The 11,705-nt window shown below is 56.4% G+C and carries 12 protein-coding genes and 2 tRNA genes; 11 read left to right on the forward strand and 3 right to left on the reverse strand.

The window, feature by feature from the left end; translation table 11 throughout:
* Entirely contained in the window at positions 1-981 is a 981-nt protein-coding gene (gene tauA / locus Q8M42_RS10860; RefSeq protein ID WP_304868471.1) for a taurine ABC transporter substrate-binding protein, read from the reverse strand.
* Positions 982-1,279: 298 nt separating this feature from the next.
* Here tauA and Q8M42_RS10865 point away from each other — a divergent pair, with 298 nt between their 5' ends.
* Positions 1,280-1,969, forward strand: a complete 690-nt coding sequence (locus Q8M42_RS10865; protein ID WP_304868469.1) for a PA2778 family cysteine peptidase — start codon at positions 1,280-1,282, stop codon at positions 1,967-1,969.
* Between the two features lie 64 nt (positions 1,970-2,033).
* Here Q8M42_RS10865 and Q8M42_RS10870 read toward each other — a convergent pair whose 3' ends face one another.
* Positions 2,034-3,317: an FAD-binding oxidoreductase gene (locus Q8M42_RS10870; RefSeq protein ID WP_304868468.1), complete on the reverse strand. Its 1,284-nt coding sequence runs from the start codon at positions 3,315-3,317 to the stop codon at positions 2,034-2,036.
* Positions 3,318-3,502: 185 nt separating this feature from the next.
* On the opposite strand from Q8M42_RS10870, the gene Q8M42_RS10875 reads away from it, so the two are divergent.
* The 10 genes from Q8M42_RS10875 (at position 3,503) to Q8M42_RS10920 (ending at position 11,352) form a co-directional block, all read left to right on the forward strand.
* Positions 3,503-3,579 (forward strand) — tRNA-Val (locus Q8M42_RS10875).
* Between the two features lie 316 nt (positions 3,580-3,895).
* Entirely contained in the window at positions 3,896-5,818 is a 1,923-nt protein-coding gene (thrS, locus tag Q8M42_RS10880; protein ID WP_304868465.1) for a threonine--tRNA ligase, read from the forward strand.
* Positions 5,818-6,369, forward strand: a complete 552-nt coding sequence (gene infC, locus Q8M42_RS10885; protein WP_296218155.1) for a translation initiation factor IF-3 — start codon at positions 5,818-5,820, stop codon at positions 6,367-6,369. The genes thrS and infC overlap by 1 nt, the downstream gene beginning before the upstream one ends.
* Before the next feature lie 60 nt (positions 6,370-6,429).
* A complete protein-coding gene (rpmI, locus tag Q8M42_RS10890) occupies positions 6,430-6,624 on the forward strand; it encodes a 50S ribosomal protein L35 (protein ID WP_090241698.1) in 195 nt (64 codons plus the stop codon).
* 25 nt (positions 6,625-6,649) lie between these two features.
* A complete protein-coding gene (gene rplT, locus Q8M42_RS10895) occupies positions 6,650-7,006 on the forward strand; it encodes a 50S ribosomal protein L20 (protein WP_040069108.1) in 357 nt (118 codons plus the stop codon).
* A 95-nt stretch (positions 7,007-7,101) separates the two neighbouring features.
* On the forward strand, positions 7,102-8,118 hold the full coding sequence (gene pheS, locus Q8M42_RS10900) for a phenylalanine--tRNA ligase subunit alpha (protein ID WP_304868459.1): 1,017 nt from the start codon (positions 7,102-7,104) through the stop codon (positions 8,116-8,118).
* Positions 8,119-8,163: 45 nt separating this feature from the next.
* Positions 8,164-10,542 (forward strand): phenylalanine--tRNA ligase subunit beta, encoded by a 2,379-nt coding sequence (gene pheT, locus Q8M42_RS10905; RefSeq protein WP_304868458.1) that lies wholly within the window; start codon positions 8,164-8,166, stop codon positions 10,540-10,542.
* A 3-nt stretch (positions 10,543-10,545) separates the two neighbouring features.
* The gene (gene ihfA, locus Q8M42_RS10910) at positions 10,546-10,848 is read left to right on the forward strand and encodes an integration host factor subunit alpha (protein WP_003243414.1); all 303 of its coding nucleotides are present in this window, start codon (positions 10,546-10,548) and stop codon (positions 10,846-10,848) included.
* Positions 10,829-11,185 carry a MerR family transcriptional regulator gene (locus Q8M42_RS10915; RefSeq protein WP_090256190.1) on the forward strand — a complete coding sequence of 119 codons (357 nt, stop codon included), beginning with the start codon at positions 10,829-10,831 and terminating at the stop codon, positions 11,183-11,185. The genes ihfA and Q8M42_RS10915 overlap by 20 nt, the downstream gene beginning before the upstream one ends.
* A gap of 90 nt (positions 11,186-11,275) precedes the next feature.
* Positions 11,276-11,352 (forward strand) — tRNA-Pro (locus Q8M42_RS10920).
* Here the strand turns inward: Q8M42_RS10920 and Q8M42_RS10925 are convergent.
* On the reverse strand, positions 11,316-11,705 hold a 390-nt coding region (locus Q8M42_RS10925), incomplete at its 5' end, for a hypothetical protein (protein WP_305284036.1). The two genes, Q8M42_RS10920 and Q8M42_RS10925, sit on opposite strands and share 37 nt — an antisense overlap.

An 11,705-nucleotide genomic window follows, 5' to 3' on the forward strand; every position in this document is an offset into this window, starting at 1 on the left:
TTAGTTGGTCAGGTATTGATTGCTGACGTAGGGCGCGTAGTCCGGCAGCACCGCATCGACCTTGCCTTGCTCTTTGAGGAACTTGGCGGTGTTGGTGATGGCCTGGGTGGTCGGCGCCGCGAGCTGGTTGACCTGATCGGCTGCCAGTGGGAACACGTTGCCTTGCAGCAGCAGTGGGATGTCCTGGGCCTTAGCGCCGGACAGCTTGACCAGCTTGTCGATGTTGCTGCTATCGGCCAGCCAGGCTTGTGGGTCTTTACGGAAATCGGCGTAGGCGTCCAGGGTGACCTTGGCAAAGGCACGGACTACTTCGGGGTGCTTCTCGGCAAAGTCCTTGCGCACGATCCAGGCATCGAAGGTTGGTGCACCCAGGTCGCTCAGTTCACCAGAGGTGATCAGTACCTTGCCGTTTTCCTTGGCCACACCCAGCGCCGGGTCCCACACGTAGGTGGCATCGATGTCGCCACGCTGCCAGGCGGCAATGATCGCCGGCGGCGCCAGGTTGAGGATTTGCACCTTGCTCGGATCAATCTTCCAGTGCTTGAGCGCGGCCAGCAGGCTGTAGTGACCGGTGGAGACGAAAGGGACGGCAACTTTTTTGCCGATCAGATCTTCGGGTTTGCTGATGTTGCTGCCATCACGGGCGACCAGCGCCTCGGCGGCGCCGATCTGGGCGGCGATCAGGAACGTCTGGATTGGCAACTCACGGGTGGCTGCAGCAGCCAATGGGCTGGAGCCGACATAACCAATCTGCACATCACCCGAGGCAACAGCAGTAATGACCTCGGCACCGCCATCAAACTTGCGCCAGTCGATCTTGGCTTTGCTGGCTTTTTCATAAGCGCCATCGGCCTGAGCGACCTTGGCCGGGTCTACGGTGGTCTGGTAGGCAACAGTGAAATCAACTGCGTGTGAACTCAGGGCAAAACCACTGAGGGCGATAGCTGCAAACAGGCGGCGAGGCAGGAATTTATTGAGCATGGCAGGACTCCTCGACAGCCAATCGACTGCTGTTGCAGGAGTGGCCGGATCACTGGAAATAAATGGGGGTTCAGCAGGTCCGGTGATCCGGTGAAAACAAGTTAAACGATCTAAGAAATACTTAATAAAGACTTTTTGGGTATATGTATATGTGCTTTGAAATGTCCCGCACTAGAGGCGCCAGAGGCCTGCGCTAGAGCGGGTGTAGGTCGGCGAATCGGGCATTTTGCGCGGATGGGTTGGGTCACCGGCACTTCATCGTTATGCTCTGCGCCTCAAACAAGCCAGCGGGTGAGTGATGTTTCAGTCTGTGCGCGTAGTAAAGCTTCTGTCGGTTGCCCTGTTGTTTCTGCTCGGTGCCTGCGCCAGTGGGCCGCAACTGCTGCCTGAGACCAAGCGCTTGCCTGAACGGGTCGAGTTGGCTGATGTGCCGTTCTTTCAACTCAGTGATGCCCAGGGCGGCCCTTCGGCACTAGCGGCCTTGCTCAATCATCACGGGGTGATCACTAGCCCGGGATTGGTGGATCAGCGTATTCAGCAGTTGGCCAGAGGGCTGAGCGCGCAAGCCGGGCTTGAGGTGGTGGCGCGCTCTTATGATCTGCTGGTCTACCCTTTGCCCGGTAACCTGGACGCACTGATGCAGCAAGTGTCGGCTGGGCATCCGGTGCTGGTGATGCAGGATCGTCTATTCGGCGGGCCGGGCGCGCAGTTTGCGCTGCTGGTCGGTTATGACCAGCGCGAGCGCACGCTGGTGCTGCGTTCGGGCAATACCCGACGTTGGTACACCAGCTTTGCCAGCTTTGACGATGCCTGGGGTGAGGCGGGGCGTTGGGCGGTATTGGTTATGCCGACCACTCAACTGCCGGAGCAGCCGCTCAAACAAACCTGGCTGACCGCCGCGCAAGCGTTGGAGCAGCAAGGGCGGGCGGCTGCAGCGCAGCGGGCGTTGCGTACGGCGCGTCAGGTTTGGCCGGATGCACAGCTATAAAATCGCTAAAAGTAGAATGCAAAACGGCACCTATTGAGGTGCCGTTTTGTTTGCGCGCTGTGCTTTAGATGCCCAGCTTGTCACGCAGGGTGTAGTACCAGGCGCCCAGTGCGCTGAATGGCACTTGGAACATCCGCCCGCCCGGGAATGGATAGTGCGGCAGGTCGGCGAAGGCGTCGAAGCGTTCTGCTTGGCCGCGCAGGGCTTCAGCCAGGACTTTGCCAGCGAGATGGGTGTAGGTCACGCCGTGGCCGCTGCAGCCCTGCGAGTAGTAGATGTTGTCGCCCAGGCGGCCGACCTGCGGCAGGCGCGACAGGGTCAGCAGGAAGTTGCCGGTCCAGGCGTAGTCGATCTTCACATCCTTCAACTGCGGGAAGGCCTTGAGCATCTTCGGGCGAATGATCGCTTCGATGTTTGCCGGGTCGCGCGCGCCATAGACCACGCCGCCGCCGAAGATCAGGCGCTTGTCGCTGGTCAGGCGGTAGTAGTCGAGCAGGTAGTTGCAATCTTCGACGCAGTAATCCTGCGGCAGCAGGCTTTTCGCCATCTCGGCGGATAGAGGCTCGGTGGTGATTACCTGGGTGCCGCACGGCATCGACTTGGCCGACAGCTCCGGGATCAGATTGCCCAGGTAGGCATTGCCGGCGACGACCACGAACTTGGCTTTGATCCGGCCGTTGGGGGTGTGCACAACAGGGTTTGCGCCGCGATCGATGCGGATAGCGGGTGACTGTTCGTAAATCACCCCGCCCAGCGACTCGACCGCTGCCGCTTCGCCCAGTGCCAAGTTGAGCGGATGGATATGCCCACCGCTCATGTCGAGCATGCCGCCTACATACGCGTCGCTGCCCACCACTTCACGGATGCGCTTGGCGTCCATCAGTTCCAGTTGGGTATGGCCGTAGCGTTCCCAGAGTTTTTTCTGCGACTCCAGGTGCTTCAGGTGCTTGGGGGTGTTGGCGGCAAAGACGCCACCGTCCTTGAGGTCGCACTGGATGTTGTATTTGGCGATGCGCTCGCGAATGATGCGACCACCTTCGAAGGCCATGTCGCCCAGCAATTGTGCCTGCTTGGGGCCGACGCTGCGCTCGATCACATCAATGTCGCGGCTATAGCTGTTAACGATCTGTCCGCCATTGCGCCCTGATGCACCGAAGCCGACCTTGGCCGCTTCGACGATGCTGACTTTAAAGCCGTTTTCGAGCAGGGCGATGGCCGTGGACAGGCCGGTGTAGCCTGCGCCGACGATGCACACGTCAGTCTCGACTTCACCATTCAATTCCGGGCGCGCCGGTACCGGATTGGCGGAGGCCGCGTAGTAGGATTGTGGGTAAGCTGTGTGCGCCATTTTGCAACCTCTGTTCTTTATTTTTTACGAATGGGCGGATGCTACCTGAGTTGAAAATGCTCGGCTAGTGGCCTGTGCGAAATATTAAACGCACCGTAGAACAGTAAAAAATTCAGTTATTCAGACAGTTAGCAAAAAAACCTGTTGACAGTTTTTTGCGCGGCCGTAGAATGCGCACCCATCGTAGGCACGTAGCTCAGTTGGTTAGAGCACCACCTTGACATGGTGGGGGTCGTTGGTTCGAGTCCAATCGTGCCTACCAAATTTGGTAGAAAAAGGGTCGCTTAGGCGGCCCTTTTTTATGGCCTGCCATCCGTGGCAGCCACTCTCCGGGTCGTCGCGGTGCGACGTTAAAAATGGCTCCAGGCCATTTTTTATTGGGTTCTTGCCAGCAAGCCCGGCTTTCTGCAAGCATCCGTGCGGTTAATAGTTGTTTCAAACCTCCAGTGACTCCGGTTCGGTTTTGGTTGGCTGAAAAGCTCCCGCCACTGTATGGCAGGTATACCGCCGAATCGCTTACTGGCTCATCCCAACCCATGTGGCCTTTGGTAGAGGTCACCACTAGGAGAGGAGGCGCCATGCCCATCATTACTCTTCCCGACGGCAGTCAGCGTTCGTTCGATCACCCGGTATCCGTACTTGAGGTGGCGCAATCTATTGGTGCTGGCCTGGCCAAGGCCACGGTAGCCGGTAAGGTCAATGGCAAGCTGGTTGATGCCTGTGACCTGATTGAAGCTGACGCGACCCTGCAAATCATTACGCCAAAAGATCAGGAAGGCCTGGAAATCATCCGCCACTCCTGTGCGCATTTGATTGGTCATGCGGTCAAGCAGTTGTTTCCCACTGCCAAGATGGTGATCGGTCCGGTCATTGAAGAAGGTTTCTACTACGACATCGCCTCTGAGCGTCCTTTCACTCTAGATGATGTGGCGGCAATCGAGCAGCGTATGCAGCAGCTGATCGAGAAGGACTACGACGTCATCAAAAAAGTGACGCCGCGCGCCGAAGTTATTGATGTCTTTGTCGCCCGTGGTGAGGAGTACAAGCTGCGTCTGGTTGAAGATATGCCGGATGAGCAGGCTATGGGTCTGTACTACCACGAAGAATACGTCGACATGTGCCGCGGTCCGCACGTGCCGAATACGCGCTTCCTCAAGGCGTTCAAGTTGACCAAGCTGTCTGGTGCGTATTGGCGTGGTGACGCTAAGAATGAACAGTTGCAGCGCGTTTACGGCACTGCCTGGGCTGATAAGAAGCAGTTGGCGGCCTATATCCAGCGCATTGAAGAGGCTGAGAAGCGCGATCACCGTAAGATCGGTAAGCGTCTGAATCTGTTTCACACCCAGGAAGAAGCGCCGGGTATGGTGTTCTGGCATCCCAATGGCTGGACTCTTTATCAGGTGTTGGAGCAGTACATGCGTGGCGTGCAGCGCGAGCATGGCTATCTCGAGATCAAGACCCCGCAGGTGGTCGATCGCTCGCTGTGGGAGAAGTCCGGGCACTGGGCAAACTACGCCGAGAACATGTTCACCACTGAGTCGGAAAGTCGTGATTACGCGATCAAACCGATGAACTGCCCGTGTCACGTGCAAGTGTTCAATCAGGGGCTTAAGAGCTACCGCGAGTTGCCGATGCGTCTGGCTGAGTTCGGTGCTTGCCACCGTAATGAGCCGTCCGGTGCGCTGCACGGCATCATGCGTGTGCGTGGCTTTACTCAGGATGACGCGCATATCTTCTGTACCGAAGAGCAGATGCGGGCTGAGTCGGCAGACTTTATCAAGTTGACTCAGGCTGTTTACGCTGATTTTGGCTTTACCGATATTCAGCTCAAGCTCTCAACGCGTCCGGATAAGCGTGTGGGTTCGGATGATTTGTGGGATCGTGCCGAGGCAGCGTTGGCGGCGGCGCTCGATAGCGCTGGGTTGGCTTATGATCTGCAGCTGGGTGAAGGTGCCTTCTACGGGCCGAAGATCGAGTTCTCGCTGAAGGACTGCCTAGGTCGTGTCTGGCAGTGTGGTACCTTGCAGCTGGACTTTAACTTGCCGGTGCGGTTGGGGGCGGAGTACGTCAGTGAGGACAATAGCCGTAAGCATCCGGTGATGCTGCACCGTGCGATCCTCGGCTCCTTCGAGCGCTTTATCGGGATTTTGATCGAGCACTACGAAGGTGCATTCCCCGCTTGGTTGGCGCCGACTCAGGCTGTGGTGATGAATATCACTGACAAACAGGCCGATTTTGCCCTTGAAGTGGAAAAAACGCTCAATCAAAGCGGTTTTCGTGCCAAGTCCGACTTGAGGAACGAGAAGATAGGCTTTAAAATCCGCGAGCATACTTTGCTCAAGGTTCCTTATCTCTTGGTTATCGGAGATCGGGAGGTTGAGACGAAAACTGTCGCCGTGCGCACTCGTGAAGGTGCTGATCTGGGCTCCATGCCCGTCACTCAATTCGCTGAACTTCTTGCGCAGGCGGTTTCCCGGCGTGGTCGCCAAGATTTGGAGTAATCATTATTAAGCGTGAAATGAGACAAGATAAACGAGCTGCACCGAAGGCCCCGATCAACGAGAATATCTCGGCACGCGAGGTTCGGTTAATTGGCGCTGAGGGTGAGCAGCTTGGGATTGTGTCAATTGAAGACGCGCTTCTTAAGGCCGAAGAGGCCAAGCTGGATCTGGTAGAGATTTCTGCCGATGCAGTGCCACCTGTTTGCAAGCTGATGGACTACGGCAAATCGATCTTCGAAAAGAAGAAGCAGATTGCTGCTGCAAAGAAAAACCAGAAGCAGATTCAGGTTAAAGAAATAAAGTTTCGTCCAGGGACGGAGGAAGGGGATTACCAGGTAAAACTACGCAACCTGGTACGTTTCCTTAGTGATGGGGACAGGGCCAAGGTATCGCTTCGATTCCGCGGTCGTGAGATGGCGCATCAGGAGCTGGGCATGGAGTTGTTGAAGCGAGTTGAAGGTGACTTGCTTGAATACGGCACCGTTGAACAGCATCCAAAGATGGAAGGACGCCAGCTGATCATGGTCATCGCCCCCAAAAAGAAGAAGTAACCACCAGGGCACGGCAGGCCTTGCGGTTATGTTTATCAACTGAATGCGGAGTATCCGAACATGCCAAAGATGAAAACTAAGAGTGGTGCAGCCAAGCGTTTTCTCAAAACCGCTAACGGCTTCAAGCACAAGCACGCTTTCAAGAGCCACATCCTGACCAAGATGTCCACTAAGCGTAAGCGTCATCTGCGCGGTAGCACCATGGTGCACCCGTCTGACGTGGCAAAAGTGGCGCGCATGCTGCGCGTTCGTTAATCGGTCAAGATAGAGGAAATTACTCATGGCTCGTGTTAAGCGCGGCGTTATCGCTCGCAAGCGTCACAAAAAAATTCTGAAACTCGCTAAAGGCTACTATGGCGCACGCTCACGCGTATTCCGCGTTGCCAAGCAAGCGGTGATCAAGGCAGGCCAGTACGCCTACCGTGACCGTCGTCAGAAAAAACGTCAGTTCCGCGCTCTGTGGATCGCTCGTATCAACGCTGGTGCACGTGTTAACGGTCTGTCTTACAGCCGTTTCATTGCTGGCCTGAAAAAAGCGTCCATTGAGATCGACCGTAAGGTACTGGCTGATCTGGCAGTGAACGAAAAAGCGGCGTTTGCTGCGATTGTCGAGAAAGCGAAAGCCGTACTGGCTTAAGTCCCCGACAATCACCGGGCTCGCCCGGTGCTAAACGTCACCAATAGGGGAAGAGCCTTTAAGCTCTTCCCCTATTTCGTATCTGGAGTCTGTAAATGGAAAATCTGGATGTGCTGGTCTCGCAAGCGCTTGAGGCCGTTAGCCACACCGACGATGTGAGTGCCCTGGAGCAACTGCGGGTTCACTATCTGGGCAAGAAAGGCGAATTGACTCAGGTGATGAAGACCCTGGGCAATCTGTCGGCAGAAGAGCGTCCGCAAGCCGGTGCGTTGATCAATGCCGCCAAGGATCAGGTTCAGGATGCCCTGAACGGCCGCAAGGCAACTCTGGAACAAGCAGCGCTGAGCGCCAAACTCGCCGCCGAAAAAATCGACGTGACCCTGCCGGGCCGTGGTCAGGCTTCTGGTGGTCTGCATCCGGTAACCCGTACGCTGGAGCGCGTTGAGCAGTTTTTCACCCGTATTGGCTACGGCATTGCCGAAGGCCCGGAAGTGGAAAACGACTATCACAACTTTGAAGCACTCAATATCCCAGGCCATCACCCGGCTAGGGCGATGCATGACACCTTTTATTTCAACGCGAACATGTTGCTGCGCACCCATACCTCGCCGGTGCAGGTACGCACCATGGAGTCGCAGCAGCCGCCGATCCGCATTGTTTGCCCCGGCCGAGTCTATCGCTGCGATTCCGATATCACTCATTCGCCGATGTTCCACCAGGTCGAAGGCCTGCTGGTCGACGAGGGTGTGAGCTTTGCTGACCTCAAGGGCACCATCGAGGAATTCCTTAGGGTGTTCTTCGAGAAGCCACTGGGCGTTCGTTTTCGCCCCTCGTTCTTCCCGTTCACCGAGCCATCGGCCGAAGTCGATATGCAGTGCGTGATGTGCAGCGGTAAAGGCTGCCGCGTGTGCAAACAGACTGGCTGGCTGGAAGTCATGGGCTGCGGCATGGTGCATCCGAATGTGCTGCGCATGTCGGGTATCGATCCGGAAAAATACTCCGGTTTTGCCTTCGGTATGGGTGTTGAGCGTCTGGCCATGCTGCGTTACGGCGTCAACGATTTACGGCTGTTCTTCGATAACGATCTGCGGTTCCTGGCGCAATTTCGCTAGCGCCCTCGCATTCCGTAATCGAATTGGTTCAGGAGAACAGACAGTATGAAATTCAGTGAACAATGGCTGCGCAGCTGGGTAAATCCGCAGGTCTCGCGCGACGATCTGGTTGCCCGCCTGTCCATGGCCGGCCTTGAAGTCGACAGCGTGTCGCTAGCCGCTGGCGTATTCAGTGGTGTGGTGGTGGGTGAGGTGCTGAGCACCGAGCAGCACCCCGATGCCGACAAGCTGCGTGTATGCCAGGTCAGCAGTGGTGCGGAAACCTTTCAGGTGGTGTGCGGCGCGCCGAATGTGCGTCCTGGCCTGAAGATTCCGTTCGCCATGATCGGCGCCGAACTGCCCGGCGACTTCAAGATTAAGAAAGCCAAGCTGCGCGGTGTTGAATCCAACGGCATGCTCTGCTCGGCCTCTGAGCTGCAGATCAGCGAAGACAATGATGGGTTGATGGAGCTGCCGGCAGATGCGCCGGTGGGGCAGGACATTCGGGTCTATCTGGATCTGGACGACGCCAGCATCGAAGTCGATCTGACTCCGAATCGCGGCGATTGTCTGTCGCTGGCTGGTTTGGCGCGTGAAGTTGGTGCCTTGTACGCCGCACCTGTCACTCGCCCGGTAGTTGCTGCAGTTACGCCGAGTCATGATGAAGTGCGCCCGGTTGAAATTCTGGCTGCGCAAGCCTGCCCGCGTTACCTCGGTCGTGTTGTACGCAATGTCGATTTGTCCAAGCCCACACCGTTGTGGATGGTTGAGCGTCTGCGTCGCGCCGATGTGCGCAGTATCGATGCAGCTGTCGACATCACCAACTACGTGATGCTTGAACTGGGTCAGCCGCTGCATGCGTTTGATCTTGCTGAGATCAATGGCGGCATCCGCGTGCGTATGGCCGAGGAGGGCGAGAAGCTTGTCCTGCTTGATGGTCAGGAAGTCAGCCTGCGTAGCGATACGCTGGTGATCGCCGATCACAGCCGTGCCTTGGCCATTGCCGGTGTGATGGGCGGCGAGCACAGCGGTGTCAACGACAAGACCCGCGATCTGTTTCTTGAAAGTGCGTTCTTCGACACCATCGCCATCGCTGGCAAGGCTCGCTCCTACGGTTTGCACACGGATGCGTCGCACCGCTTTGAGCGTGGTGTGGACTGGCAGTTGGCGCGTGAAGCCATGGAGCGGGCGACTGCGCTGTTGTTGGAAATCGTTGGTGGCGAAGCGGGTCCGATTATCGAGGTCGTCAATCAAGAGCACTTGCCGAGCGTTGCGCCGGTCACGCTGCGTGCTGAGCGCATCGAGCAGATGCTCGGCCTGAAGATGGATGATGCCGAAATTGTCCGTTTACTGGCGGCTTTGGGCTTGGACATCCGTGCCGATGGCGAAGGGCAGTGGCAGGTCGGTGTGCCAAGTCATCGCTTCGATATCAGCCTGGAAGTCGATCTGATCGAGGAACTTGCTCGTTTGTATGGCTATAACCGTTTGCCGGTTCGCTATCCGCAAGCGCGTCTGGCTCCGCAGGCCAAGGCTGAAGCTGCTGTCGAGCTGCCCGCGCTGCGCCGTTTGCTGGTTGCCCGTGGTTATCAGGAGGCGATCACCTACAGCTTTATCGATCCCAAACTGTTCGAGCTGTTCAATCCAGGCGTCGCGCCGCTGATGCTGGCGAATCCCATCTCCGCAGATATGGCGGCGATGCGTTCCTCCTTGTGGCCGGGTCTTATCAAGGCGCTGGAGCACAACTTGAATCGTCAGCAGTCGCGTGTGCGCCTGTTCGAAAGTGGTTTGCGCTTTGTTGGTCAGCTTGAAGGTTTGAAACAAGAGCCGATGCTGGCTGGTGTGATGTGTGGTGCTCGTCTGCCTGAGGGGTGGGCGCATGGCCGCGATGATGTTGACTTCTATGATGTGAAGGCCGATGTCGAAGCGTTGTTGGCCAGTGCTGGTGCGGGCGATAGTTTTGCCTTTGTACCCGGCGAGCATGCTGCGCTGCACCCAGGGCAAACAGCGCGCATCGAACGTGATGGCCGTATAGTCGGCTTCCTTGGCGCTATTCATCCCGAGTTGTCGAAGGCGCTGGGGCTGGATCAGGCTGTCTTTATGTTTGAGCTGGTGCTGGGTGAGATCACTCAGGGCTTTATGCCTAAGTTCCAGGAGCTGTCTAAGTTCCCTGAGGTCCGACGTGACTTGGCTGTGCTGGTTGATCGTGACGTACCGGCGCAGGATTTGCTCGGTGCGATTCGTGAAGTCGCAGGCGAGTGGCTGACCGACCTCAAGCTATTTGACGTGTATCACGGTAAAGGCATTGATCCTCATAGAAAAAGCCTTGCCGTTGGCTTGACCTGGCAGCATCCATCGCGCACTCTTAATGACGATGAGGTGAGTATCACAACGCAAAATATTCTCACCTCCCTGGAACAAAGGTTCAACGCCACGTTAAGGAAGTAGCGTATGGGGGCTCTGACGAAAGCTGAGATGGCGGAACGTCTGTATGAAGAGCTGGGCCTGAATAAACGGGAAGCCAAGGAGTTGGTGGAGCTGTTCTTTGAGGAAATCCGCCAAGCGCTGGAGCTCAACGAACAGGTCAAGCTCTCGGGGTTCGGTAATTTTGATCTGCGCGATAAGCGTCAGCGCCCCGGTCGCAATCCAAAAACAGGAGAGGAAATTCCGATTACGGCTCGCCGTGTCGTGACTTTCCGTCCAGGCCAGAAACTTAAAGCCAGGGTCGAGGCGTATGCTGGAACCAAGTCATAACGACGAACTACCCGTCATACCCGGCAAGCGCTACTTTACCATCGGTGAAGTTAGCGAGCTCTGTGCCGTTAAGCCGCACGTGTTGCGTTACTGGGAACAGGAGTTTCCGCAGCTCAACCCGGTCAAGCGGCGCGGTAATCGCCGCTATTATCAGCGCCAGGATGTGCTGATGATTCGGCAGATTCGCGCGCTTTTGTACGACCAGGGTTTTACCATCGGTGGGGCGCGTCAGCGTCTTTCAGGTGATGAAGCTAAAGATGACAGCACCCAGTACAAGCAACTGATCAAGCAAATGATTACCGAGCTTGAAGACGTGTTGCTGGTGCTTAGAAAGTAGCCGCCCTATCCAAAAAAGTTTCCACATTTCAGAAGCTTAATGTATAGTTCGCGACGTTTTCGGGTGTCCGAAAATTGATTCACGCCTAGTCGGGGCGTAGCGCAGTCCGGTAGCGCACTAGCATGGGGTGCTAGGGGTCGAGTGTTCGAATCACTCCGTCCCGACCATATATAGTTAAATCAACAAAGCCCAGCCCGAAAGGTCTGGGCTTTGTCGTTTCTGCAGGCGGCGCGTAGGTTGCTGGTTTGGCTGCGGCCCTTGATTTCACGGGTATTGAAACAAAAGCATAACAATCGATTGACCTTCGTCCGGCAGTCCCTATAATGCGCAGCTCTTCAGGCGTATGCGGCTCTTGAAACTTCTTATAAAACAAGAAGTTAGATTTGAATAAGGGCTTGCAAAGCAGCGAAAGCTGCGTAGAATGCGCCGGGCTGACAGGGTGGTAGTTTGGTCCTGTTGGTGCTTCGGTCGAGATGATTGGAGGCGGTAAAAGAGGCAGTTGACAGCGGTTTGAAACGCT

The sequence above is a fragment of the Pseudomonas sp. genome, assembly GCF_030684895.1.
In the GTDB taxonomy this organism is placed as follows: domain Bacteria; phylum Pseudomonadota; class Gammaproteobacteria; order Pseudomonadales; family Pseudomonadaceae; genus Aquipseudomonas.

Excerpts from the sequence above, each read along its gene's own strand:
- tauA (WP_304868471.1), bottom strand. The coding sequence starts at position 981 with ATGCTCAATAAATTCCTGCCTCGCCGCCTGTTTGCAGCTATCGCCCTC.
- Q8M42_RS10865 (WP_304868469.1), top strand. The coding sequence starts at position 1,280 with ATGTTTCAGTCTGTGCGCGTAGTAAAGCTTCTGTCGGTTGCCCTGTTG.
- Q8M42_RS10870 (WP_304868468.1), bottom strand. The coding sequence starts at position 3,317 with ATGGCGCACACAGCTTACCCACAATCCTACTACGCGGCCTCCGCCAAT.
- thrS (WP_304868465.1), top strand. The coding sequence starts at position 3,896 with ATGCCCATCATTACTCTTCCCGACGGCAGTCAGCGTTCGTTCGATCAC.
- rpmI (WP_090241698.1), top strand. The coding sequence starts at position 6,430 with ATGCCAAAGATGAAAACTAAGAGTGGTGCAGCCAAGCGTTTTCTCAAA.
- rplT (WP_040069108.1), top strand. The coding sequence starts at position 6,650 with ATGGCTCGTGTTAAGCGCGGCGTTATCGCTCGCAAGCGTCACAAAAAA.
- pheS (WP_304868459.1), top strand. The coding sequence starts at position 7,102 with ATGGAAAATCTGGATGTGCTGGTCTCGCAAGCGCTTGAGGCCGTTAGC.
- pheT (WP_304868458.1), top strand. The coding sequence starts at position 8,164 with ATGAAATTCAGTGAACAATGGCTGCGCAGCTGGGTAAATCCGCAGGTC.
- ihfA (WP_003243414.1), top strand. The coding sequence starts at position 10,546 with ATGGGGGCTCTGACGAAAGCTGAGATGGCGGAACGTCTGTATGAAGAG.
- Q8M42_RS10915 (WP_090256190.1), top strand. The coding sequence starts at position 10,829 with ATGCTGGAACCAAGTCATAACGACGAACTACCCGTCATACCCGGCAAG.